22 protein-coding genes and 1 pseudogene are annotated in these 25,188 nt (G+C 42.2%); 12 read left to right on the forward strand and 11 right to left on the reverse strand.

Annotated elements, in window-relative coordinates; translation table 11 throughout:
- A partial coding sequence (locus N482_RS15005; protein ID WP_155730603.1) for an aminotransferase class I/II-fold pyridoxal phosphate-dependent enzyme occupies positions 1 to 1,406 on the forward strand: 1,406 nt, incomplete at its 5' end.
- A 298-nt stretch (positions 1,407 to 1,704) separates the two neighbouring features.
- On the opposite strand, the gene zigA is transcribed toward N482_RS15005, so the two are convergent.
- The 3 genes from zigA to N482_RS15020 all read right to left on the reverse strand — a co-directional run bounded on the left by zigA (position 1,705) and on the right by N482_RS15020 (position 3,907).
- Positions 1,705 to 2,910 (reverse strand): zinc metallochaperone GTPase ZigA, encoded by a 1,206-nt coding sequence (gene zigA / locus N482_RS15010; RefSeq protein ID WP_063377801.1) that lies wholly within the window; start codon positions 2,908 to 2,910, stop codon positions 1,705 to 1,707.
- A 94-nt stretch (positions 2,911 to 3,004) separates the two neighbouring features.
- Entirely contained in the window at positions 3,005 to 3,436 is a 432-nt protein-coding gene (locus N482_RS15015; RefSeq protein WP_063377802.1) for a TraR/DksA C4-type zinc finger protein, read from the reverse strand.
- A 258-nt stretch (positions 3,437 to 3,694) separates the two neighbouring features.
- The gene (locus tag N482_RS15020) at positions 3,695 to 3,907 is read right to left on the reverse strand and encodes a hypothetical protein (RefSeq protein ID WP_063377803.1); all 213 of its coding nucleotides are present in this window, start codon (positions 3,905 to 3,907) and stop codon (positions 3,695 to 3,697) included.
- Positions 3,908 to 4,341: 434 nt separating this feature from the next.
- Between N482_RS15020 and N482_RS24905 the strand changes: the two genes are divergently transcribed.
- The 3 genes from N482_RS24905 to N482_RS15030 all read left to right on the forward strand — a co-directional run bounded on the left by N482_RS24905 (position 4,342) and on the right by N482_RS15030 (position 8,360).
- Positions 4,342 to 4,494, forward strand: a complete 153-nt coding sequence (locus N482_RS24905) for a hypothetical protein (RefSeq protein WP_155730604.1) — start codon at positions 4,342 to 4,344, stop codon at positions 4,492 to 4,494.
- A 467-nt stretch (positions 4,495 to 4,961) separates the two neighbouring features.
- A complete protein-coding gene (locus N482_RS15025; RefSeq protein ID WP_081227968.1) occupies positions 4,962 to 6,992 on the forward strand; it encodes a DUF1800 domain-containing protein in 2,031 nt (676 codons plus the stop codon).
- 9 nt (positions 6,993 to 7,001) lie between these two features.
- Entirely contained in the window at positions 7,002 to 8,360 is a 1,359-nt protein-coding gene (locus N482_RS15030) for a DUF1501 domain-containing protein (RefSeq protein WP_063377804.1), read from the forward strand.
- 40 nt (positions 8,361 to 8,400) lie between these two features.
- Here the strand turns inward: N482_RS15030 and N482_RS15035 are convergent, their stop codons facing one another.
- Positions 8,401 to 9,306 (reverse strand): histone deacetylase, encoded by a 906-nt coding sequence (locus tag N482_RS15035; RefSeq protein WP_063377805.1) that lies wholly within the window; start codon positions 9,304 to 9,306, stop codon positions 8,401 to 8,403.
- Positions 9,307 to 9,782: 476 nt separating this feature from the next.
- On the opposite strand from N482_RS15035, the gene N482_RS15040 reads away from it, so the two are divergent.
- Positions 9,783 to 12,956, forward strand: coding sequence for a M43 family zinc metalloprotease (locus N482_RS15040; protein WP_063377806.1), 3,174 nt, complete (start codon positions 9,783 to 9,785; stop codon positions 12,954 to 12,956).
- 63 nt (positions 12,957 to 13,019) lie between these two features.
- Here the strand turns inward: N482_RS15040 and N482_RS26140 are convergent.
- The 4 genes and pseudogenes from N482_RS26140 to N482_RS15055 all read right to left on the reverse strand — a co-directional run bounded on the left by N482_RS26140 (position 13,020) and on the right by N482_RS15055 (position 15,164).
- A pseudogene (locus tag N482_RS26140) lies at positions 13,020 to 13,315 on the reverse strand (ATP-binding protein).
- Positions 13,316 to 13,354: 39 nt separating this feature from the next.
- Entirely contained in the window at positions 13,355 to 13,741 is a 387-nt protein-coding gene (locus tag N482_RS15045) for a histidine kinase dimerization/phospho-acceptor domain-containing protein (RefSeq protein WP_063377807.1), read from the reverse strand.
- On the reverse strand, positions 13,701 to 14,555 hold the full coding sequence (locus tag N482_RS15050; RefSeq protein ID WP_063377808.1) for a PAS domain-containing protein: 855 nt from the start codon (positions 14,553 to 14,555) through the stop codon (positions 13,701 to 13,703). The genes N482_RS15045 and N482_RS15050 overlap by 41 nt, the downstream gene beginning before the upstream one ends.
- Before the next feature lie 153 nt (positions 14,556 to 14,708).
- Positions 14,709 to 15,164 carry a LysE family translocator gene (locus N482_RS15055; protein WP_063377809.1) on the reverse strand — a complete coding sequence of 152 codons (456 nt, stop codon included), beginning with the start codon at positions 15,162 to 15,164 and terminating at the stop codon, positions 14,709 to 14,711.
- Between the two features lie 99 nt (positions 15,165 to 15,263).
- Between N482_RS15055 and N482_RS26145 the strand changes: the two genes are divergently transcribed.
- Complete coding sequence (locus N482_RS26145; protein WP_081227971.1) at positions 15,264 to 15,536, forward strand: helix-turn-helix domain-containing protein; 273 nt, start codon at positions 15,264 to 15,266, stop codon at positions 15,534 to 15,536.
- On the forward strand, positions 15,479 to 16,144 hold the full coding sequence (locus N482_RS15060; protein WP_081227973.1) for a substrate binding domain-containing protein: 666 nt from the start codon (positions 15,479 to 15,481) through the stop codon (positions 16,142 to 16,144). The genes N482_RS26145 and N482_RS15060 overlap by 58 nt, the downstream gene beginning before the upstream one ends.
- Here the strand turns inward: N482_RS15060 and N482_RS15065 are convergent.
- Complete coding sequence (locus N482_RS15065) at positions 16,141 to 17,661, reverse strand: aldehyde dehydrogenase family protein (protein ID WP_063377810.1); 1,521 nt, start codon at positions 17,659 to 17,661, stop codon at positions 16,141 to 16,143. The genes N482_RS15060 and N482_RS15065 overlap by 4 nt on opposite strands.
- Before the next feature lie 152 nt (positions 17,662 to 17,813).
- Between N482_RS15065 and N482_RS15070 the strand changes: the two genes are divergently transcribed.
- On the forward strand, positions 17,814 to 18,719 hold the full coding sequence (locus N482_RS15070) for a helix-turn-helix domain-containing protein (RefSeq protein ID WP_063377811.1): 906 nt from the start codon (positions 17,814 to 17,816) through the stop codon (positions 18,717 to 18,719).
- Here the strand turns inward: N482_RS15070 and N482_RS15075 are convergent.
- Positions 18,716 to 19,177, reverse strand: a complete 462-nt coding sequence (locus N482_RS15075; RefSeq protein WP_063377812.1) for a flavodoxin family protein — start codon at positions 19,175 to 19,177, stop codon at positions 18,716 to 18,718. The genes N482_RS15070 and N482_RS15075 overlap by 4 nt on opposite strands.
- 94 nt (positions 19,178 to 19,271) lie before the next feature.
- On the opposite strand from N482_RS15075, the gene soxR reads away from it, so the two are divergent.
- The 3 genes from soxR to N482_RS15090 all read left to right on the forward strand — a co-directional run bounded on the left by soxR (position 19,272) and on the right by N482_RS15090 (position 23,275).
- The gene (soxR, locus tag N482_RS15080; RefSeq protein WP_063377813.1) at positions 19,272 to 19,772 is read left to right on the forward strand and encodes a redox-sensitive transcriptional activator SoxR; all 501 of its coding nucleotides are present in this window, start codon (positions 19,272 to 19,274) and stop codon (positions 19,770 to 19,772) included.
- Between the two features lie 17 nt (positions 19,773 to 19,789).
- A complete protein-coding gene (locus N482_RS15085; RefSeq protein ID WP_063377814.1) occupies positions 19,790 to 21,574 on the forward strand; it encodes a DUF885 domain-containing protein in 1,785 nt (594 codons plus the stop codon).
- Between the two features lie 231 nt (positions 21,575 to 21,805).
- Positions 21,806 to 23,275, forward strand: a complete 1,470-nt coding sequence (locus N482_RS15090; protein WP_063377815.1) for an alpha/beta hydrolase — start codon at positions 21,806 to 21,808, stop codon at positions 23,273 to 23,275.
- Positions 23,276 to 23,412: 137 nt separating this feature from the next.
- On the opposite strand, the gene N482_RS15095 is transcribed toward N482_RS15090, so the two are convergent.
- Positions 23,413 to 23,838, reverse strand: coding sequence for an MAPEG family protein (locus tag N482_RS15095; RefSeq protein WP_063377816.1), 426 nt, complete (start codon positions 23,836 to 23,838; stop codon positions 23,413 to 23,415).
- Between the two features lie 94 nt (positions 23,839 to 23,932).
- On the opposite strand from N482_RS15095, the gene N482_RS15100 reads away from it, so the two are divergent.
- Complete coding sequence (locus N482_RS15100) at positions 23,933 to 24,901, forward strand: GlxA family transcriptional regulator (protein ID WP_063377817.1); 969 nt, start codon at positions 23,933 to 23,935, stop codon at positions 24,899 to 24,901.
- Positions 24,902 to 25,188 lie beyond the last annotated feature (287 nt).

Here is a 25,188-nt window from a genome sequence, read left to right on the forward strand (position 1 = left end):
TTCACGATCTCACCCTGAAAGGCGAGACCTCTATTGATAATAAAACAATTTACGACCTGATAAAGCAGCAATACGAACTGACCCCTAATAGCATCGCAATAATTGATGGGGAGCGTGAAATCACCTATTCACAGTTAATGACCACAGCTTGTATTGTGGCTATCGCTCAACTTTGCCACGCTTCAATCGTGGATGGTGCCAGATTAAGTGGTGCTACAATTCGTACCTTCAAACATAATGATAAAGATGACCTAGCTACCGTTTTAGCCGCTGAGCAATCTCCTTATCGCACGACCCTAGTCGTTTTAAAGAGTGTTTACAGTATGGGAGAAGGTACAGCTCCTGTTGCTGACATAGTTCGTACCGCAAAGCAATATGGTGCACTAGTGCTGGTAGATGAAGCTCACTCTTTTGGCTTTTACGGTGAACGCGGAGCAGGCGTCTGTGCTGAGCAAGGCGTCAGCAGTCAGGTAGACTTTGTCATGACCACATTGAGTAAAGCGCTGGGTAGCATTGGCGGTATTATTGCCGCCAGTGAAAAGCACGTCAACCTACTCAAGTCAGCGTCTAGGGCCTATATCTTTCAAGCCTCCATCAGCCCAGCTGACATAGCTGCGGCATTGGCCTCTTTACGCATTCTGCAACGTGATGATTCAATGAGAGCACAACTTTGGGATCGTATTCGCTACATGCGTCAGAAATTTAAAGAAGCAGGGTTTGACCTTGGTACTGGTGATGGGCCCATTGTCACACCTCACTTCGGAGACAAAGACAAATTATATGCGATTGTTCAGAGTTTATACCTGCGAGGTGTACAAACATTGGCGGTCACCTACCCAATTGTTGAGAAAGGACGAGGACGACTGCGATTCATTTGTTCAGCTTCACATACTTATGAAGATATTGATTATACGGTAAAAGCTCTTATCGAGGCTGAAAAGGAAGTCAATGCAAACTTCATTCAAAGTACGCAAAACTTGGAGAGTTTAGACTCTGTCGAATTAGAAAGCGCACTAACAATGTTAAGCAATTGGGTAAATAAATTTACTAGCTATCTTAAATTACATTTACAAGACTGCACTGGACCGCAACCAGCACTCGTCGTTTCTATAAAGCTTGGTGCCGTTGAAAAATCATTTACTGTGAAAATTGAAAAAGGACAGGTTCAACTCGAACGAAGTTTGAGCAAAAACCTGCCATTTTGCGAATTGTATTTAACCAGTAACACAGCTGTAGATGCACTCATAAACAACAATGAACAGGCTTTGCTAGAAGCGGTGTGCCAAACAGGCTGCGCTCTTAAGGGACGAACTGAAACATTTGTTTGGTTTATGGCAAGATTGATTGAACGTAACAAAGGGAAAAATTTACGGCCACAAGCTCAATCTCTATCAGTGCAGGCTTAAACTAAATTAGTGTGATTACCAAGGGGAACTGACGGTATAATTACCAAGTGGCTTTGACGTATCCACATTATCAATGTCAGCTCAAGTCGACTTGGGAAGCAATTCCAACTTAGCCAACCTTAGTGCTGTAGTGAATTAGTGTGATTACCAAGCGATTCTGACGTAATCACCCTAGTACACTTAAACCTCTCTCGCAACAGTAACTTTTCATAGTTTTTTGTAGCTAGTAAGCCAAGTTTCCATAACTTGGCTTTTATAAAAACTTTAAAAATTAAACAATAAAAGCGACTTATTCAGCCTACAGACTCCACTGTGGAAATGGATCAGGTAATTTAGCCCAATATGCCTGACCTTGAGCAAGCTCCTCAGGAGCCAGCAAACATTTATCCAATCTATTGGTAATGTCTTCTTTATCCAGTCCCTGACCAATAAATACCAACTCTTGTCGCATATCGCCAAACGGTTCTTCCCACATATCAGCAATTGCTTCAATATATTCTGGGTCTTCTGGCCATTGCTCTTTAGGCACCGCTTTCCAAAAGAGTCCAGCCATTCCGTATCTCGCCATTCCGCCAGCTTGACTCCAACTACCAGCAATATGGGGGCGTGTGGCTAACCAGAAAAACCCTTTTGAACGTACCAATTTGCCGCCAATCTCTTTACAGTGGAGAAAATCGTAAAACTTTTGGGGATGAAAAGGGATTCTCGCGCTATAGACAAACGCACTGATTCCATACTCTTCTGTTTCGGGTATATGCTCTCCCCTTAACTCTTTGAGCCAGCCAGGTGATAATTGTGCTTTTTCAAAATTAAACAAGCCTGTTGCGAGCACTTCCTTGATTGGTACTTGGCCGTTTTGAATTGCAACTTGCTTTGCTTCGGTATTCAATGTTTTTAGTATTCCCTGCAATCGCTTTAAGTCATTTTCGGTTACCAGATCAGTCTTACTAATCAACAGGACATCCGCAAACTCGACTTGCTCTACCAATAAATCTGCAACACTACGTTGATCTTCTTCACCTAAACTCTCACCAGTCTCCTGCAGCAACTTAGCTTCATCGTAGTCTTTTAAAAAATTCAGCGCATCTACCACCGTAACCATAGTGTCGAGCTTGGCAATATCTGACAAACTGTTGCCATTTTCATCTGCAAATGTAAACGTTTCAGCGACGGGTAAAGGCTCTGAAATCCCGGTTGACTCAACTACCAAATAATCGTATTTGCCTGCTTGCGCTAAACGTTGAATTTCCTCAAGAAGATCTTCACGCAAAGTACAACAAATACATCCATTACTCATCTCTACAAGCTTTTCTTCTGCACGATTTAAGCTGACTTCGTTTTGAACAATTTCAGCATCGATATTTATCTCGCTCATATCGTTTACAATTACCGCAACTCTTAACCCTTCCCTGTTTCCAAGAATATGGTTTAACACGGTGGTTTTGCCTGCCCCTAAAAACCCCGACAGAATAGTGACGGGTAACAATGACCTTGACTCAGCCATAAGTACTCCTAAATTAACTTGCTGTTAAATAGAGAAACTGCCACACCTAAACTTCATAAGCCCCAATAGGCAAGCAACTTAATGATAAATTAGATTAATTTTTATACATATGTTCCCCGACCTCTTTTAGGTTTTTCACATCAGCACAGAATTCTGTGGTAGGTCTGGCCAACAATCGAGGAATACCAATAGGTTCGCCTGATTCCATACAGTAGCCATACTCGCCCAATCGGATACGCTCTAAAGATTGAATAATCTTTGGTAAAAGCTTTTGCTCCCTCTCTACAATCCTCATTGACAAAGCCCACTGCTCTTCCCAAGATGCTCTGTCATTAAAATCAGCTAAATCAGGCTGTTCTTGCATATGCTCTTTTACTTCCCTGATCCTTTCACGCGTTGTGTCATGTAGCTCAATCAATCTTGCTTTGAAAAACGCGAGTTGCGCGTCATTCATATAATCAGATTCCGGAGCCTCTAAAATTTGCTGTTCAGTTAACAATGGTAATTCTTTGTTTTCGTCAGTCATCTTCTAACTCAACTTACTACTTTGTTACATTATAACATAGCATATAAATTTAAATTATGTACTCTAGCAAGGAACAACTCGCGAGGCTTATTGTGAATTGGCTATCGAAATGCGTACACGCTTCTTAAATTCGCAAACGCTCTTCGCCCCCTAAATTGGCTAGAGAAGCTCTATTACCTGTATGACTCCGTGGCAAACCTCAGGCTTTGGCAGGTAACTTTCATAAATTTCATAGAAATAGTAACGCAAGTCATTAAGTTACAATAGATGATCCAAAACCATGTGCTGAATTTGAGTTAGTGCATTTTTCACTGAGTTTGAAGATAAATCTAATTCGAGCCAGCCATCTGTCCCCATCATTTCTACTTTGTGATAATTAATGCTATCTCTTAACTGTGGATTACCTAATTCACCCGTTAAACGTAAAGTACCTATACTAGTTTGCAACCGAGTTATATGAAACTGTTTCACCTTTTAATCTCCTTTTAATCCAAGCGCCAAAAACTGTGTTAACGCACTGGCTCAGCTTAGCTTTCTCAACACTCTAATTTAGCAACAAAGCATCAACATTCACATATTACAACTAAAAACTTTTTCTAAAAGTACGATCTATTTTTTATAGTAATACTGTTGATTTTATTCAATAAAATAAAATTTACAAACACAATTAAAATCATTATTAAAACACACAACATTTACATAAGAACTTATAAATAATCTATAGAAAAGAGGTTAACTTACAATATAAAATCATCACAAAAAAGCACTCACAACAAATAAAAATGGGCAATAAAAAAGTATTAATAAAATTCAATTTACAATAATCGAGAGAAATGGGATTTTAAATATCGACTATATAAAAACAGGCCGAGAAATAGCATCGGCAAATACAATAAGGAAATACAATGAAACTTAATATTCAAAAAAAGACTTTAAAATCACTACAAAACAAAACCATCACTGAAAAACAAACGAATGATATTGCAGGTGCAACAGCTGCTCCTCCGGGTTATTCGGTACAAGCTATGATGTGCCGTTGGACGAAAGACTTCTGCTAATTGTTTTTTTGCGGAGGCTAACATGCCTCTGCTCTTATCTTAGAAACACTACTCGATGAATACAGGTTACGACTATTAACTCCTCAGTACCATATGTAAGAGCGAGATCTATGTATCACAGTTTCCCTAACGACCATTCTCGGCGGTTAAGCTAAGGCAACCTCCTTTAGTCACTAAGGCAGCAACTAAACTTATTTATTAAATTTACATTTAACCTACCAAGCGCTCGCAAAGATGCCATAGACTTGTCCACATACAGCCTTGAAGAACACTCGTGCTCCATACATATCAACACCTTACACGAAAATCATTCAGATACTTGTTTTACTTAACATCACAAAAAGGATGATTCCATATCCAAAAGCCAATACTTTAAAACGAAAATACAACAAATAAACTAATGAAAAAACATTGTTAATTTCACTCATAATGCTATAAATGGATTAGGCAATATTGAGGAAATCAAAATGAAGTTACTCGCTATACTTGTAGTGTTTACTTTTGCGCTGTCTGCCTGTGGCGGCGGCACTAGTGACAGTAATGTGACGAATGATAGCAATAACACAGGCTCTCCCTCGACCCCAACAGGCATCGATACTGACAATCAGACAGGCGGTGACTCTCAAACACCAGATACAGGCAATAGCGAAGACGAAAATCCGGATGCAGGCGCACAAGATGGGATTGGCGCCGCGCCTATTGTGGATGTCAGGGCGCCAGGAAATATTGTTCGTAAAGGTACTACAATTGTAATTGATAGCGTTGTGACTGGGGGTAACGAACAGCTAACGTATTTGTGGGAGCAAATTTCCGGCCCCACAGCGTTTATATTAGACAGTCAATCATCCAGCCTCAATGTAACTTTGCCTGAGACTAACTCTCCCAACCGAGATGATTTTGTATTTGCGCTTACAGTTACAAATAGCGAAGGGTTGAGTACCTATACAGAAACTACAATTGAGTCCATCAATGCCATGACTCAGAAACAAGCTGCCGCACTATTACATCAAAGTACATTGGGGCCGACTCACGCAGAGATTAAAGCAGCAACAGGAAAAAGTGAAGAAGAGTGGATTAATGCTCAACTCGAGTCACTAACTACCTACCATATGCCTTTACTGGCAAACTACCCAAATAAAGACCAACCTAGTCATATCAACCGAATCGATGCATGGTGGAAGGCAAGTTTAAGTGCCCCTGATCAATTAAGGCAGCGAGTCGCATTTGCGCTGAGTGAAATATTTGTCGTATCAGACGCAAGCAGCGCGCTAAGAGGCGAGCCTGAAGGAATGACAAATTACTACGACATGTTGCTTAAAAACGCGTTTGGAAACTTTCGTACACTGCTCGAGTCCGTAACCTTATCTCCTGTCATGGGCGTCTACTTAAGCCACCTAGGAAACGAAAAGGCTGATTTAGAAAAAAATATACGCCCTGATGAAAATTACGCAAGAGAAGTCATGCAATTATTTACCATCGGGTTAGATGAGTTAAACCTTGATGGAACAGTAAAACTAGACAAAGATGGTAACACTATTCCTACGTATTCTCAGCTTGAAATTGGCGGATTTGCAAGAGTATTCACAGGCTGGACATTTGCATATTCTGCTCGCTGGAATCGACCTAGTAAAAATTATACCCTGCCAATGCAACCCTTTGAAGATTATCATTCTAATCTTGAAAAGCACTTGCTCAATGATGACATAATCCCAGCCGATACCGGGGCTGAGGAATCAATGAAGTTGGCGCTGGACAACTTATTTATGCACCCAAATGTTGCACCTTTCATCTCTAAGCAGTTGATACAACGGTTAGTGAAGTCAAACCCAACGCCCGCATATATTGAACGGGTTGCAACTATTTTTAATGACAATGGGCAAGGTGAGCGCGGTGATCTTGCAGCTGTTGTTAAGGCCATTCTTCTAGATGATGAAGCTCGAAAGTATTCGGTCGTATTGGAACACACAGGTAAAATAAAAGAGCCAATACTCACGAAACTCCACTTTTGGCGAACACTCAACGCCGCTTCTCAGGTCAACCGCTATTATACGTGGAATTTATCTACGACATATGGACAAGGTCCACTGCTATCTCCATCTGTATTTAATTTCTTTAGGCCCGATCACAGACCAAGCGAGCTTCTTGATTCAAACCTAGTTGTACCTGAACTACAAATTGCCACCGACTCAAATATGATTTCTACGACAAACAGCCATTATAGCAATCTTGTTTGGAGAATGGCCGAACGCAAAAGCGCTTTAAACCCCAATACTATCTATATGTATGGTGAAGCACACATTACGTTATTAGAAGAAACAGGATTACACGCTTTGCTGGATCACTATGATGTAGTCTACTTTGCTGGCAGCATGTCAGATGAAACTCGTAGCGCGTTGATTGACCTTGACAGCTACTTTGAAAACCGCACGTCAGCAGACCGCATATCTCAATTGTTGTATATGATTTCATTGTCGCCAGAATTTAATTATCAAAACTAGGAGCCACACATGACAACCTACAACGGAAAATCAAGAAGAGCATTCTTGTCCCTTTGTTTAAAAGGTGGTGCATCAGTTGCGGCCCTAACTAGTTTACAGCTACAAGCACTCAGCAATACTTTAAACAACGAGTCCCTAACTGATTACAAAGCGCTCGTTTGCATTTTTTTGCACGGCGGTAGTGACTCTCTCAATATGCTCGTGCCTACCAGTGGCCAACATCGGACCAATTACGAGCAAAGTAGACAGAACTTAGTCGTAAATGACGTAATTAACCTTACCACTAAAACCCAATTTGAAGGGGGTGTGGGCTTACACCCAAGCATGGCAAGCCTCACTCCGTTATTTGACAATGGTCAGTTAGCGTTTGTTGGTGGTGTAGGCACTTTGATTGCCCCGACTTCACTCGTTGACTATCAAAACAAAGCTGTCAGTCTGCCCGGCCATTTGTTTTCACACAATGATCAACAAGCCACATGGATGCATGGACAAGAAAAGATCTCGTTAAATACTGGATGGGGAGCACGCATGCTTGAGCGACTCAATCAGCATAGCGCATTTACCAGTAATATTTCCCTAGCCGGATCCAACCCTTGGCAGTCGGGTGTACAAACTTCACCGTATGCCCTAAGTCGAACTGGGGTAATGAAAATAAACCCTCTATCTGGATATCAGCCACAGGTCGACCACGTCAAAAGTATTATTGATCGTTTGCTGCAAACACACACAAATAGTCCAATTCAAGACGCCTATGCCAGTCGATTGGGGCGCTCTATTAGCAACGTTCAAAATATGAATAACTTACTTGAGCAAGCACCGGTACTCACGACGCAATTTAGCGATAATGACTTGTCACAACAACTCGCGGCTGTTGCCAAGTCCTTGAGTATTAGTAGCCAAACCACTTCTCAGAGACAAATCTTTTTCGTCTCGCTAGGCGGGTTTGATACACATGATGAACAATTAACAAAACAGCCAGCTTTGCTGTCAACTTTAGCTACCGCACTTTCTGAATTTCAAAGCGCGCTCAACGAACTTGCTCTACAAAATAGTGTCACCACTTTCACCATGTCTGATTTTGGTCGTACCCTCACATCAAATGGAGATGGCACCGATCATGGCTGGGCAGGTAATCAGCTCCTGATGGGCGGAGCTGTAAATGGCGGTGATGTCCACGGTGCCATGCTAGATCAGCTGGTAGGTGGCCCACTAGACGTCGGTGGTGGAAGGCTTATCCCCCAATTTTCAAATGAACAATACTTTGCCCCGATTGCAAAATGGTTTGGATTGTCTGAAGCGGAGGTTCACGAGTTATTTCCAAACTCAATGAATTTTGATGCATTTACTCTGCCGCTATTCAACAGCTAATATGTGGCAGCCAAGTGCTGCCATTTAAAAATATTGAGTACTAAAGTTTGGCGGCTTGTTCAATCACTATACCATGACGTTTGGCCAAACGCTCATGGTCCTTGTCATAACCACCACCTATGACTGTTGCAACAGGTACGCCCTTAGTTTGACAGGTTTTAAGTACGAGCCCGTCCCTTTTTTTGATACCCTGCCAACTGATGTCCAATTTACCCAAAGTATCATGTTGCCAGACATCGACGCCCGCATCGTACAATACAAGGTCAGGGTTTAACTGCTCGATTAATTCCCTAAGCGTAGACGCCACAATCGACAAATACGTCTTATCATCCGTGCCAATCGGTAACCCAATATCTAAATCGCTCGACTGTTTTCTAAACGGAAAGTTTTTCTCACAATGAATAGAGCAAGTGAATACATACGGGTGATGAGCTAGCATCGCAGCCGTACCATCCCCTTGATGTACGTCACAGTCAAAAATTAAGACATTATGCACTTTATTTTCATCGATTAACCGTGTAGCGGTATAGGCGAGATCATTGACCATGCAATACCCTGAACCAAAATCATAATGGGCATGGTGCGTACCACCAGCCAAATGACAAGCGACCCCATGTTTTAAGGCATTCTGAGCCGTCAAGTATGTGCCAAGTGGTGCTGTGAATGTTCGTGCCATCAATTGTTCTGACCAAGGTATTCCGATACGACGCATCGCCTTATCACATAATAAATTGTGATAAAGATCATGTACGTACTGTTCACAGTGTACTAATTCTAAATCATTGTTGTTCCCTTCTGGTCCTTGATATAAATTGTTTTCTATAATTCCTTGAGTCTCTAAATAATGTTTTAGTCGCGCAAACTTGCTGACTACAAAACGATGTTTGGGATCAAAACTAAAAGAATAATTAGGATGATAAACAAGGGGTAAGTTTGGATTGTACATACAATAACGTCATTAGAATCTTCCGCCTGAGTATCTCATAATTGAGTCTAATTAGGTATCTATCACATTCTAGCCCGTTTAATGCCAAGCAGTTCCTATATGCGCTCATCACAAACTAATACTCCAAAAAATTGTAGGCTGCTTTAAAAGTTTTATAAGTCTTATCGTTCAAGATTTAAACATTTGTATTCTTTGCACTATTTCTATTTTCACGAAATAAACCCACCCGCCACAAAGTATCAAAAACGCAACAGAATACATTATATTGTATACAATTAATTTATACTGATGTAAGTTTAAAAACACTTAATTCACACAGATGTGACCAAAGCGTAAAGTAAAAATTAGTAAGTAATTGATAATAAACAAAAAAGTTACAATCGAGAGATGTAGGCAGCAATGCCAATTGTTAACTTGGGTATGAGAACGCCTGTTTGCGTATCAATCGTTAACAATCATAACTACAGGAGAACAACATGTATTTGTCTAAAACGGTGCTAACTTCGTCACCAAGTAACAGAGCATTAAATTACATAACAGCAGCTTTACTGTCTGCTTTTGCGACAACCCCAACATTAGCTGGTGAGAGTGTAAATCCGTCGTTAACAACCACACATAATTCTGCGAGTATTGCAGTTCAAGCTCAACATACGCAATCTGGGCAGATTTGTGGTACAGATCAAAATGCACAAAGCTGGTCAGCCATTCAAAAAGAGAATACTCGCCAAGCAAAAATAAGTACCAGCTTTGCTTCACAAATCATGTCAACGCTAGCAACACAGGCTGATCCCGCTGCTGAAAACGGAAATGGCATGCCTGGCAGGTATTATATCCCTGTAGTCGTGCATATTTATGGTGATAGGTATAACTGTGAGACTGGTACATACTGCTTAACAGAGCAAAAAATTATTGATGGCCTGAATAAATCCAACCAAGATTTTTTAGGCCTAATAACCGATGACGGCCCTATCGCACCTGAATTTCAAGCAATCAGAAAAAATCTAAACATTGAGTTTGTCCTTGCTAAAAAAGACCCTAACGGCCAGCCTACAAATGGTATTGTTCGCTATCCGGACAAAGCAGGATATGGTAAAGGCGGAGGTGCCGACGATCAAATTACAGCGGATGCGTGGGACAACTTCAAATACATGAATATTTATGTTCAGCACGACTTGTACGACGATGGCTCAACAAATAACTCAGGGGTAGCTTGGTACCCACAGCTTAGCATGTCTCAAAATGGCCTCTCGCGTGTGGTTTACAATGGTGATTACATCGGCGCAAATACCAATGAAAACTTTCGCTCGGTATTGACCCATGAATTTGGTCACTGGCTCAATCTGCCACATACTTTTGACGGTAGCTGTACCGTTCATTCAGAGGCTTTCTGTAATGCAACCGGTGATGGTTCGTGTGACACACCGCAAATGAGTAGCAGCATTTTACAGGACAACGCAAAGAACTGTCTGGGTCAGCCGACCAATACTGAAAACTTTATGCACTACTCAGACAATTACGCTATGTTTACCAAAGACCAAGTTGACCGCATGACAGCCGCGCTTCATGGCCCTGCGCGCGCAACCATTTGGTCTAACACAAACCTAATTGCAACCGGTTTAGGCGAGTATACCAGTGATGCTGACCACCCATGGGACGGTACGTCAGGGGCAATTGTACCACCTAAAGGCACGGTTTTTCAGTCGTTTAGCGACCTGTCAGCGCAAAAAGGCGAAATAGATAATTTTGAGATCTCAGTGCCCGAGGGCACGCAAGCTGTTGCTTTCTATCTTGACGGGTATGATGAAGACCCAGATATGTACGTTTCAAAGGGCAAAGTGCCGGTTAAAAATGGTGACTCATGGGATGCCGACTTTATTTCCTTTAGAAGCGCAGGTTCGCCTGAACTGGTTACACTATCAGCACCATCTAGCGCAGACACTTACCACACTACAATTGATGCGTTCAGCGCATACTCAAATGCGACCTTAAGCATTATTTCGGGTACAGACAATACACTATGCCAAGGGTGTGAACGCGTATTTTTATCAGAAGTAAAAGGTTTAAATTCAGCTAAAGGCGCAGAGCCTAAAACGTATCAATTTGATATTCCCGCAGACGCGATTCGTACCGTTGCTGTAATACCTGGAGGCTATCAAGGCGACCCAGACCTTTACGCCAGCATGAATAAAGTGCCAACGACAGGCAGTTTCGAATGTGGTCCATTCAGTGCACCAAGGCTCAGCGAGTATTGTGAGTTTTCTGCAGGAGGCGGAACACTGAACCTGTTGGTCGACCCTTTCCTTGAGTATAGTGATGCATCTCTAGTCGTTTACTATGAAAGAGCAACCGATTCTGAATTACCAATGGCGCAAGCCAATGGCCCATACAACGGCTTACTTGGTGAAAGCATTTCGTTCAGTAGCGCGGGCTCGTTCGATAGCAATGGCAGTATCACGGGCTACCTATGGGACTTTGGCGACGGTAATACGTCAACCGACGCAAACCCAGTCCATGCTTATCAACAAGCTAATATTTACACCGTTAAATTAACGGTAACAGACAACGATGGAAGTACAGCCAGCGATACCGCGACCGCTCAAATTAAATCAGAAAACCTAGCGCCGGTGGCTAATGCAAATGGGCCCTATACAGGCCAAATTGGGAACTTTGTTAGCTTTAGCAGCGCAAACTCTTCAGATCCAGACGGAAATATAGTGAGTTACCAATGGCAGTTTGGCGACGGTCAATCTAGCTCATCTGCGAATCCTACGCATACCTATGCCGAAGCAGGAGACTATATAGCCTCACTCACTGTTACAGATAACGAAGGGTCAAAACACACAGCGCAAGCTAACGTTAATATTACAGGTGTGGACTACTGTAAAGCCGATGGCAATACAAGATATGAATGGATCGACAATGTTCAATCAGGCTCTTTTAGCAATCCATCACAAGCTAATGGTTACAGTGACTTTACATCAAAGGTGATTAACCTAAATGAAGGAGACAACCAATTCACTCTAACACCTGGTGGAAACTTCACTGAGCATTGGGTCGCATGGATAGACTTCAATGAAAATAGTCAATTCGAACAATCTGAGCAAGTAATGAGTGGTATTTCTGGCAAAGGTGCTGTGACTGGTACCGTGTCAGTCCCGTCAGGTACTGTGGGTAAAACCGTGCGGATGCGCATCGCGATGAAATACGATGGTGCGGCAACATCACCGTGCGGGCGCATAGGAGATGGCGAAGTTGAAGATTACACTGTCACCATAAAACCCAGTGATGCTGGTAAACAAGTACCAAATGCATGTGCGACTCAGACGCCAATCACTGGCGGCCGTCTCGAAGCTGGAAAAGCTGCCTGCCTTGGTGGCAATGGCACTCTTTGGCTAAGTATTGCCGACATTAACTCGGCTCAAAATATCGCAATTACTACGGCGCACGGTCAAAGCAACTTGCATGTTTTATATAAAAATGGAGGTTGGCCCAGCGACAATGATAAAGACACCGAGTCAAATTCAGGCACAACAACGGAGTGCATCTCAATCCCAGCAGGCACTCAGTATTGGTCGTACTTAAAAATCTCAGGAGATGCCAAAGACACAAGTATTATTGTCGACTTTGATAGCCTTCAATGTAGGCAATAGATAACGAAGAGTTTCATCCTTAATTCTCACCAAAAGCGCTGAATGAAATACTTCAGCGCTTTTTTATCCTTGAATAATGCTCAATGGCAGTGTGATATCAAAAGTGGCGCCCTGTTCAGTACGGTCTCTGTAATTTATTTGTCCATCAAGAGCAAAATTATTCAGGTTAAAGATCATGTATAAACCTAACCCGACACTCCCCTCACTGCGGGCAGTAGTAAAAAAGGCTCGAAAATATGCAGTCGCGCCTCATTATCCATTCCGACGCCATTATCACTAAAAGCAAGTTGCAAGCCGTCATCATCCATGTGTACACCAACATGTATTTTCCCTGATTTATTTTTAAAGCCATATTGCAATGAGTTTTTACATAAGTCCGCGAATACCTTGCCTAAGACTTATGTGTCACAATTTATGTGGATCTCCTCATGACAATCGATATCAATACTTAGCCCAGCTCCTTTTACATTGTGCGCAATCATTGCATGTATAAACTCTTTTAGCTGTACTGTTATCGCAGAGCTTACATACTCATGTACCGGTGCATGCTTAAACCGCTTTACAAGCTGCGCAGCTCTTCCAATATTGCTTTCTATAAGCTGAGTGCCTGATAGGGATACTTCAATAAAACTTTTGGTGTCTCTCAGAGATAATTTGCTCGCTTCTAATTTTTCTTTAAACACAGCCAGCTCTTCTTGCAGCGCAGAACTGGCCGTAACCGAATTTCCCAAAGGGGTGTTAAGCTCATGAGATACACCAGTAACAAGGCGCCCAAGCGATGCCATTTTTTGCGCTTCTAGTAACGAAGACTGGGTTCATCGCTAGCTCATTCCTTGATTGTTGTAGGCTTATCGTGCGCTCTTCCACCCGTTGCTCTAGTGTTGCATTCAGTTCGGCAAGTACCAATTCCGATGCTTTAATCTGGGAAATATCTTTTATGGTGCCACTCACACGCAAGGCTGCACCGTCTTCATCGCGTGCAGTTACTTTTCCGCGGTCCAACACCCATAGCCAGTCACCTGTTTGAGTCATTACACGGTAGCTCACCTCGTAAAACTCAATCTTTCCCTGTAAGTGCTGTGAAAAACACTCTTGCAAGTGAGCAAAATCATCTGGATGAACAACCGATTTTATTTTTTCTAAATCGGTTCCTATATATTCATTTGGTAAGCGTAAGTCACGCGCTTGATTTTCGCGGGTAATGACACCAGCTTGCAGGTCCCAATCCCACAGTTCATCTCCACTGCCCCACAATGCAAACGCCAAGCGCTCTTTTGCATCACTCACCAATTTGAGTGCTGCTTGCTTCACTTTAAATTGTTTATTTTTGCTGCGCCAAAAATACGCAAAAAACAAAATGCTAAATACCAGCAACAGGCTAATAAATATGAACAGCTGACGGGTTGCTTGTTGTTTAATCTCTAGATCCTTAATTTGATTCTGTTGCGTCAAATTCGCAATTTCGCGTTTTTGCTCAGCCACACCAAATTCGATGGACAACGCACTAATTTGATATTGGTTGTTGATAGTGTCCCATTTAGACTTCAGCTCATTATGCGCCTTCAAATACTCTAGGGACTGAACACGTATCCCCGTCATCTATGTCATGTTATTACAAGGTGATATTTAGACCTATTAGTACATATCCGCATACGATTAGAAGTAACCCGCCAGTGATCCAATTTACACAAGTTATGTATCGCGATAGAGAAAAAATATCGGGCATTTTTTTACCAACAATGGCCCATAAACTTAAACTAAGAAAACAAATGACGCCGTATAAACAAACACAATAAGTTGTGATAACTGACCTTCTTCCACAAATAAGCTCGTGCCAGCAATCGCTGCTAGCCAAGCTTTAGGGTTTAAAATCATTAACGCAACACCGGACCAAACCCCAATTTGTGACTTTGATGAGGATTGTAAGTTCGAGCCTGATTTAAAAAACTGTATTGCCAAGTAACAGATAAAACCACACCCTAACAACGCGACTAAGTTTGTTAGCCAAACATATTTTTGAATAAGCAAACTGAGCCCGACTCCGGCGCAAAACAATACACTACTAAAGCCAAGTGTTGCACCAACTACAAAGGGAATGGTACGGCCCACCCCGTCTTTGACTGCACGCGAAAATATAATGACATTGACCGGACCTGGCGTAATCGACATTGAAAACGCATATAAACTCATAGCGAGTAAAGCAGACATCTTTCTCTCCTTTTTTCTTTACCAACTCAGTTTATACTTGGACCTTTTGGTTTATTAGATGGTATAAATAGATTTTACTGTTCTAAAATCTTACTCAATATGATTGATGATTTAAAAAGCATTGCCATTTTCGCAGCGGTTGTAGAGCATGGTTCATTTCGAGGCGCGGCAAAAGCGCTAAAGCTTTCTCCATCTGTTGTCAGTTATCATATCTCTACACTTGAAAAAAGCTTGATACAGCACTTTTATATCGTTCAACCCGCAAGTTATCTCTCACCCCACAAGGAGAAAAACTACACCAAGTCAGTGAAAAAATGCTTACCACAGTTGAGTATGGGCTGCTATCGATTACCGAGCAAAGTGATGTGTTAAGAGGTAAGTTAAGTATCAATTTACCAACAGCATTAACCCGCTCAATATATGCTCATACACTGGCCGACTTTTGCAAAAGCCATCCACACCTTGAAATCAGCATTATTTACAGTGATGTGTTTGAAAACCTAATAGAAAAAGATATTGATCTCGCAATACGTGTTGGCACCTTACCAAGTAGTGACCTAAAGAGTAAACGACTTGGTGAAATCGAGAGAAAACTGGTCTGCACGAGTCACTTTTTAGCGCAATATGCTGTCCCATCACACCCTCGAGAGCTTGCACACATTCCGTGGGTGAAACTAACTAGCTTGCCAGCTAAACGTAGCCTCTTTCACTCAAAATTTGGCCATATTGATATTGAGTTTACATATCAGGTAACAGCCAATAGTGTTGAGGGCCTGACGCAGCTATGCAAAGACGGCCTTGGCATTGCTACACCTCCTGCATATTTAGTGAATGATTGTTTGCAGACTGGTACATTAATTGAACTCTTACCGGACTGGCAAGTATCTCCGATCCCAGTGTTTGCCATCTGGCCTAATAACGCAACGAAAAAGAGCGCGACCATGCGATTGGTCGCGCATCTTGCAAAGGCTATAACTTAAAAGAACCCTAAAGGACTTTCACTATAGCTGACTAGAAGGTTTTTAGTTTGCTGGTAATGATCTAGCGCTTTTTTGTGGGTCTCTCGGCCAATACCTGAGCGCTTGTAACCACCAAATGCGGCATGAGCTGGATACATGTGATAGCAGTTTGTCCACACTCTACCCGCTTCAATTTTACGACCAAATTGATATGCGCGATTCATATTCCGCGTCCAAACTCCAGCGCCAAGGCCAAATTCACTACTGTTAGCCATTGCTAACGCTTCTACCTCGTCTTTAAATGTACAAAGAGAAATCACAGGTCCAAAGATTTCTTCTTGGAAAACCCGCATGTCATTGTTGCCTTTCAGCAGAGTTGGTTGAATATAGTAACCTTGCTCAAACTCATTATCGAGCTTTTCAACCTCTCCACCCAAGAGTACTTTTGCGCCCTCTTGCTTACCAATATCGATGTAACTCAATATCTTATCAAACTGTGCCTGTGAGGCTTGAGCCCCCACCATTGTTTCAGTATCTAATGGGTTTCCGCGCTTTATTTGCTGAGTCCGCTCGATGACTTTGGCGATAAACTCATCATAGATATCTTCTTGCACAAATAACCTAGACGGACACGTGCATACTTCACCTTGATTAAAGTAAGCAAGTACAGCGCCCTCAATGCACTTACTTAAATACTCGTCATCTTTTTCCATCACGTCATTGAAGTATATATTTGGTGATTTCCCCCCTAACTCTACCGTGGACGGAATAATATTATCTGCCGCACATTTCAGAATGTGCGCACCGACTGGGGTAGAGCCGGTAAATGCAATTTTTGCGATTCGATTGCTTGTGGCAAGTGCGTCTCCTGCTTCTTTACCGAACCCATTTACAATATTTAGTACCCCAGATGGCAGTATATCTTCAATCAATTCCACCAGCACTAAAATAGACACCGGTGTTTGTTCAGCAGGTTTTAAAACAACACAGTTACCAGCTGCAAGCGCTGGTGCAAGCTTCCACGCAGCCATGAGCAATGGGAAGTTCCACGGAATGATCTGCCCAACCACACCTAGTGGCTCATGGAAGTGATAGGCAACAGTGTGTTCGTCGATTTCTCCGATACTGCCTTCTTGGGCACGAATACAGCCTGCAAAGTAACGAAAGTGGTCAGCTGCAAGTGGCACATCCGCGGCCAATGTTTCACGAATTGCTTTGCCGTTATCCCATGTTTCCGCCACAGCTAAGTACTCAAGATTCTCTTCGATACGGTCTGCAATTTTCAACAAAATGTTGCTGCGCTGGGTAACCGACGTTGTGCCCCATTGCTCTTTTGCTTGATGAGCCGCGTCTAGCGCAAGTGTTACGTCTTTTTCGTTTGAACGCGCAACTTGGCAAAAGTGTTTGCCGTTCACAGGACTGATATTTTCAAAGTATGCGCCATCCACTGGCGGGGTCCATTTTCCGCCAATATAGTTCTCATACTGAGGTTTAAAATTCACAATGGCTTCTGGTGAATTCGGATTAGCATAAATCATAAGTGCCTCTTCAACTCGATGTTGTCATTATTTATTGGCCACATTCACGTGGTCTTTTTTTTCATTTGATTGACATTAATAAAAAGGCAGATTAAAAACTTAACAATCCGTACAAAAAGTTTGCGCACGAGTCCAAAAAGGAACATACACAGATGCTAGAACAACTGAACAAGCAAAGACAAAAAGTATCTTCATTGGTTGAGAATCGGGTTCATTTTGCCGCCAAAGATGTTGAGCTAAGTATCTATGATACCTATGAAAATGCAGAGCGTATTCGCCTATGTTCCAGTGAAGTTTTATTTTGCGGGATGTTAACGGGTAAAAAAGTAATGCACGTCGACAGCTGCGACTACCATAAACCATTTTTACCAAACGAAAGTTTCGTACTTGCACCGCACCAAGCTGTTTATATCGATTTTCCAACTGCCTGTTTAGATAAACCCACCACGTGCCTTGCAATTGAAATAAGTAAAGACAAAATTACGTCTGTAGTGGATAGGCTCAACTGTGAGTACCAAACACAACAAAACCACTTTGAATACCACAATGAGCTAGTGCACAATGAGCATAATGCACAAACGCAGCAGTTGCTAAACCGCCTGATACAGCTCTTTAGCGAAAATGACCCACAACGTGCCTTTTACATAGACTTGGCTTTAAATGAATTAGTCGCAAGGTTATTACAACAGCAAAGTCGTGACTTTTTATTTAAACAAATTAGCCACGGTCATTTCAGTACAGGCATACACGCCGCAATTGATTATTTACAAAAAGACTTGTCACAACATTTGAACATTGAGCAACTTTCAAAAATAGCCTGTATGAGCCGCAGCAAATTCTTTGATCAGTTTAAAACCATGATGGGCACGACACCTCAGCAATGGTTGCATGGGCAAAGGTTAATGTCTGCTTGTGACCAACTCAAACAAGGTCAAAATGTTACAAGCGTTGCGTTTTCGCTGGGGTTTAGCCACCCCAGCCAATTGAGCCGAAGTTTTAAAAAAGCATTTAACCAAACCCCTAAGCAATTCCAAACGCAGCACCTCAATGGCAATTAAGACTGAGACTGAGCTTGAAACTGCCTATGATGAGTACCTATGAGTGTCATGCCCAAATATTCAAAAGTTTTTTGCAGCATTTCTACAAACGCGTTTGGCGCACCTTTATGAATAGACGTAGATAAGATCGAAAACTGTTTGTCGCGCAGCCTTCTAAGTTCAGGCTGAAGTACTTCATCATCCATAAACTCAGTGATACGGTCAATAAACGCCTTCATTCTCGGAGTGACTGCATACCAATATACAGGGGATGCGAAAACGACATGATCATACTGTAAAACCTCTCTGAATAAGTCCCTAAAATCATCATCTTTGTTGGTATGCTCATAGCTATAATCATGAATTACATAGTCATCTAGAAAAAGCGTTTGTGCATTATACTCATGAGCCAGCTCCTCTACTGCATGACCTGTGTTACCATTTTTACTTGCACTTGAGTACACAATTATTGTCTTCAAAGTTATTCTCCTACCATTGATTTGCTGCTAGGCTAAAACCTCAACCAAGCTTTAGGTAAAGATTTTTTTACGCATTTTTTCAAGGGGCTACAAAATGACTTTGGCAAGTGAAAGAGATGAACCCAGACTCAGTGTAGGGGAAGTGGCCAAACGCGCAGATGTCGCGGTTTCTACATTGCACTTCTATGAAACTAAGGGCCTGATCCGCAGTTGGCGCAACGCGGGTAATCAAAGGCGATACAAAAAAGACGTTTTACGACGTATTGCTGTAATCAAAGCGGGGCAGAAAATGGGAATTTCGTTAATCGAGATAAAAGAGACCCTATCAACCCTGCCCGAGAGCCGAACCCCAAATAAAGATGATTGGGCAAGAATGTCGCGTTTTTGGCAGGCACAGTTAGATGAAAAAATTGCTTATATGATGCGTGTAAGAGAAATGGTCGATGGCTGTATCGGTTGTGGGTGTTTATCAATGAAATCATGTCCCATGTATAATCCTGAGGATATTGTAGCTAAAGAAGCTAATGGAGCAGTCTGGCTTGACCACCCAGAGCAAGCCAAGGTGGCAAAAAATTGCTATGATAGCCAAAATTAAAAAATAGGAACAAGCGAATGAAAAAGACTGCGCTCACCCTTGCTGTCGCTGCTGCTCTCACGCTGGCAGGCTGTACCTCAACCAATTCAACGACTGAAACTCAGTCAAAGCCTGTAGCACAAGTTACGCAAAACCAAACATTTAAGGTATTTTCAGAGCAATTTATTGAAGACTTATGGCGTCAATATCCTGAATATTCTCAGTATGCGGGCTATGGCAAATATGATGATATCATCACCATTCCAAACTCAGCAACGCGCGCGAACAACGTCAAATTCAGTAAAGAAAAACTCGCTGAGCTACACAATTTTGACCTCAAAACTCTAAGTGGCAATCAAAAAACCGATTACTATTTGATCGAAAACAGCTTAAAAAAGGCAATTTGGGACATTGAAAAGTTTAGGGGCTGGCAGTGGAACCCTTCTAACTACAACGTCTCATACGGTTTTGCGAGCATCTTAAACAGTCGCTTCAAGTCAGAAGCTGAAAAGTACAAAACCGTATTAGAGCGACTAAAGTATGTCCCAGATTATTATGCTGCTGCACAGCAAAACATTGACACACCAACACTAGAATACATTCAATTGGCCATTGCACAGAATCAAGGTGCATTCTCCGTATTAAAAGATGACCTGCTTGATCAAGTCGACACATCTGAGGTGTTAACCGCTGCCGAAAAAGCACTGTTCAAAACACGTTTTGCAGATGCTAAAACAGCTATCAACGGTTATATAGACTTTTTAACCAAGCTAGAAAATGAACTCACTGAAAATGGCAAGGCGCGTAGCTTTAGAATTGGTGAAGAGCTGTACGAAGAGAAGTTTGCATTTGATATCCAATCAGGTTACACAGCCCAAAAAATGTACGAGAAAGCACTTACAGACAAGGCTCGAGTTACCAAAGAAATGGTTAAACTCACAGAGCAGCTTTGGTCTAAATACTTCCCTGATACACAAATACCGGCTGATGATACACAAGCGATCTCAAAGCTCATTAAGCACCTATCACAAAATCACGTTGCAAAAGAAAACTTTGTAGCAGAAATAAAGCGTCAGATCCCATTATTAGAAAAATTTGTAATGGAAAAAGACTTGATCACGCTTGATCCCGAGCGACCGCTTGTTGTACGTGAGACACCGGAATACATGCGCGGATTTGCAATGGCATCGATTTCTTCGCCGGGTCCTTACGACAGCAAAGAAAATACTTATTACAACGTCGAACCGTTAGAGTTGCGCAGCGAAGAGCAAGCGAGCTCAATATTGAGAGAGTACAACCATTGGATTCTACAGATTCTCAATATTCATGAGGCAGTCCCAGGTCACTATACGCAGCTCGTATACGCTAACAAATCTCCTTCATTGGTTAAAAGCATCTTGCGTAATGGAGCGATGATCGAAGGTTGGGCGGTTTACACTGAGCGCATGATGCTAGAAGAGGGCTATGGTGATCACGAGCCTGAAATGTGGCTCATGTACTATAAATGGAACCTACGTGTTATCTGTAACACCATTTTAGACTACGGCATTCAAGTGAAAGGAATTAGCCGTGACGAAGGCCTTGATCTCCTGATGAATGGTGCATACCAAGAACGTGCAGAAGCCGAAGGCAAATGGCGTCGTGCAACATTAAGTCAAGTGCAGTTAACCAGTTATTACAGTGGCTATCGTGAAATCTATGATTTACGCGAAAAGCAAAAAGAGAAGCTAGGTAAAGACTTTGATTTAAAAGCTTTCCACGAAGACTTCTTAAGCTATGGTAGTGCACCAGTGAAATACATCAATCAACTGATGAACGACTAAACACAACACACAGGGCCCCTCAAGGGGCTTTGTTTTAAGTCTCTCGCAGACTTTCTCCCCACCTCTGCCCAATCTACAGTCGACTGAAATGACTGACATTAACTTGCTCTATATGCCAGTACACGACCAATAATTAAGTCATAAAAAATTGTCATAAATAAAATTATAAATTAGCTAAATATTTGGAAAATTTCGCCGTCTTTATTCTCAGTAAGTCAACAAGGAACCATTATGAAATACGTATCACACTTACTTGGCGGTGTCGCGTTCGCGTTATCTGTAACTGCCAATGCTTCTGTTTTTCCAGATCCACAAAACCTACTTACTCATTACTTGAGCGGTCAACCTACAGACGGGGATGCTCCTTTGACGGCAAGTATGGGTTACTTTGAAGAGCACGATCAAGCGCTAAGAGAAATGCTTAACAACCAGTCTCCTGAAATTGAGCGTATCTTACGTGGCGCAAGCTACTGCTATGCGGCAGTAGCGACTAAACCTGCTGTTACTCAACTCCCAAAGTTGTTTAGCCAAGATGGACAATGTAAAGAAGTACAAGCACACACGGCAGCAAGAGGCTGGTATTACACTGACACGCAATGCACTAGTGCAATTGAATATAAAAATGAAACAGACACAGCGTTCTGCCTCAGAGAGTTTGACTACAAAGCTGAAAAATATGGCAACAGTGAAGACCTAAACTATGTACGCGATGCATGGATGCCCGGTTATAGCGCTACACTTCCCCTTACTACTCGCCCACAAAGCTTCTCAGAAGTGCCTCTGATGCAACGCGCAACCTATAAAACGACATACAGTGAGCGAGGCGCTTGTCACCTAGAAATGCGTGTTTATAAAAACGCTAGCAATCATAATGCCACGCCTCTTATGATGATCCACGGTGGTGGCTGGTTAGAAAGGTTGGGAACCGCACGCACTGCTGAAGCACAAATAGCACAATTCACTGATGCTGGGTTCGTGGTCTACATGCCTTATTATCGCCTCGTCGAAGATAGAGAAGCAGGACCTGCATGTAACCAAGTTAGCATCGAAGACAGCAAACGCGATATTCGCGACGCTTACCTTTGGGCACTGTTCAATAACTACAAATATACCCACAGTAATAAGTCTATTCGCTTAACCGGTCAATCGGCTGGCGGGCATATGTCGGTTTGGTTGTCTCAGCAATTTCCATTTATGGTAGAGAAAATCGCGCCAATGTTCCCAGTGCCTGACTTTGCACACCAGCTAAAAGAAGTGCAAGACGGAACTTATGTCCATGGCTACATTGAAAGAATGATTGCTATCTTGTCTGGTAAGTCAGACTGGCGTGAGTTAACAGGCAATGAACCTGTCATCGTCAATAATAGCTTGCTGGACTACATTGAAGATTACCCGTTTTTGGCACCTGATATGTTTATTAGTCACGGTATGGCGGACACCATAGTATCTCCTAGCCAATCATTGAGACTGTGTAACGCATTAGCGGGTGACATCCTCAATGGTCCAGCACAGGCCAATGAGTTAACGTTTACGAAACAATATGCGCAGATCCAGTGCCGCACTGGCAGCGAGTTGCACTTACTGGAAAAAGCCAATCACCATTTTGATGGCTGTGGCTTAGGTTTATGTGATGTAGGTGGTGCGGACGGTCTAGCCTCCACACAAGCACTCATCGGCAATATGATCGAATGGTTAAAATAATCTAACGCGGTTAAAAGTTTCGCCTCCGTTTGCATGCGGGGCATCCTCACTGGGCCACACAGTTTAAAGTGGTAAAACAATGATACCTACCAAAGCAAGGCTAAGGCCTTGCTTTTTTGTTGCAACTATCTAGTTTGTTAGAGTTCACCTTTGCCTACCGTCATTACAATGAACCATACACTCCAACCAATAAATAAACTCGATCTCGATAAGCCAAACGCGTAGGTACGGCGCCTAATGTTAGTACCACGTACATGCTCATAACAATGCCAATACCTCGCTAAAACGAAGGCTGCCGATACCGCATACCACCCCAACCCCGAGACTCCTTCAACATGTAGTAACAGTAATAAACAGATAAACAACACTGGCTGTTGGTACTGATTGTCGTAACTATTACCCAGCAGTCGTGTTCGTGTACTCATTTCTTCTTTTAGTACAAAGTTCACTGCGTTTAACGAAAGCTCTTTGCGCCGCACTGCTTTGATACGCATGCAAGCAGTCGCCAACCAGAGCCATAGGAATAGTAAAATCAGAGTAAAAATTGGGTATTGAATCCACATCAGTTATTTCCTTTTGTTAAGTGTATAACTACTTTACAAGTACCGCCGCGCGCTCCAAAGTGACGCTAATGACATATTTATAGGTAAAAGCGACATGAAAGTAGCACTACTATGTCAAAAAGGAGTTATGGCAAGCGCGTTAACAGGCATCGTTGATGTACTCAATGTAACTAACCATGTAATTAAGAAGAAGTACTACCAATGGCAAATCATCGCACTGGAAGACAAAGAGATAACGAGCAGCCAAGGGCTCGTTTTTAATGCAGACTGTCTATTAAGTGAATTAACAGATTTTGATGTTTTAGTGATTATTGGCAGTCAGTATCAAAATGATAAACAGCTATGGCGAGAGTGCCAGCTATTCTCACAATATAAAAAGTTGCTACATGATAAGCTGAAAAATAAATCGCAATCAACACTCGTAGCGGGATGTTGTGGCGTCGCCTATGCCGCAGCATTAGACCTATTGGGCGACCAGAAGTTTACAGCAAGCTGGTGGCTCGAAGTCTTTTTTAGTCGCTATTATCCACACTTAAAACTAGACACGAAACCAATTTACCTGTGCGATCAAAATTTATATACCGCAGGAGCTGCGCATAGCTACATGTATGTTGTTCTGGCTTTGATCACTCAACAAATTGGGAGTAATGTGGCAAATAAGGTCGCAAACTGGTTGGCCATACCTGAGCCTCAACTTCACCAAACTGCATTTGTGATGAGCAGCGTACTAGAGCAGCACAAAGATGCCACAGTACTTAAGGTGCAGCAACATATTAAAAATCAACTTAAGGCTCAGCATTCACTCCAGCAATTGTCTTTATTAGCCTGTGTTTCAGAGCGGACTCTCATTCGTCGTTTTAAGTCAGCTATCAGTATGACACCATTTGAATACATCCGCTTACTGCGGCTTGAAAGAGCGAAAGAAGAACTGATCTACTCTAACAACCGTATTGGTGACATAGCCGCATCGGTTGGTTACCAAGACACTCAAGCCCTCGCAAAACAGTTTAAAAGACACTTCGGGAAGTCTATTAACGAAATACGAGCTCAACTCTCATTTTAACAGCCATATCGGCTGCAAGCCTGTGAAGATAAAACACAAAAATATTTATATATTGTTTTATATTTGTTAAAAGTGAAATACCAATAAGCAGCAAGGCTTGAAATGTGACAACTACACATAGACTGACCTCACTAGATATTTTACGCGGTATTATTATTGTTTTAATGGCATTGGATCACACTCGCCACTACTGGAGGGCGTTCAAAATTCTGTGTCAGCTTAAAAAGTTAAATATCAAGCACGCTATCTAAACGCCCTTCAAAATAAATCGCTAACTGAGATAAACA

The organism is Pseudoalteromonas luteoviolacea NCIMB 1942 (genome assembly GCF_001625595.1).
Lineage (GTDB): Bacteria > Pseudomonadota > Gammaproteobacteria > Enterobacterales > Alteromonadaceae > Pseudoalteromonas > Pseudoalteromonas luteoviolacea_A.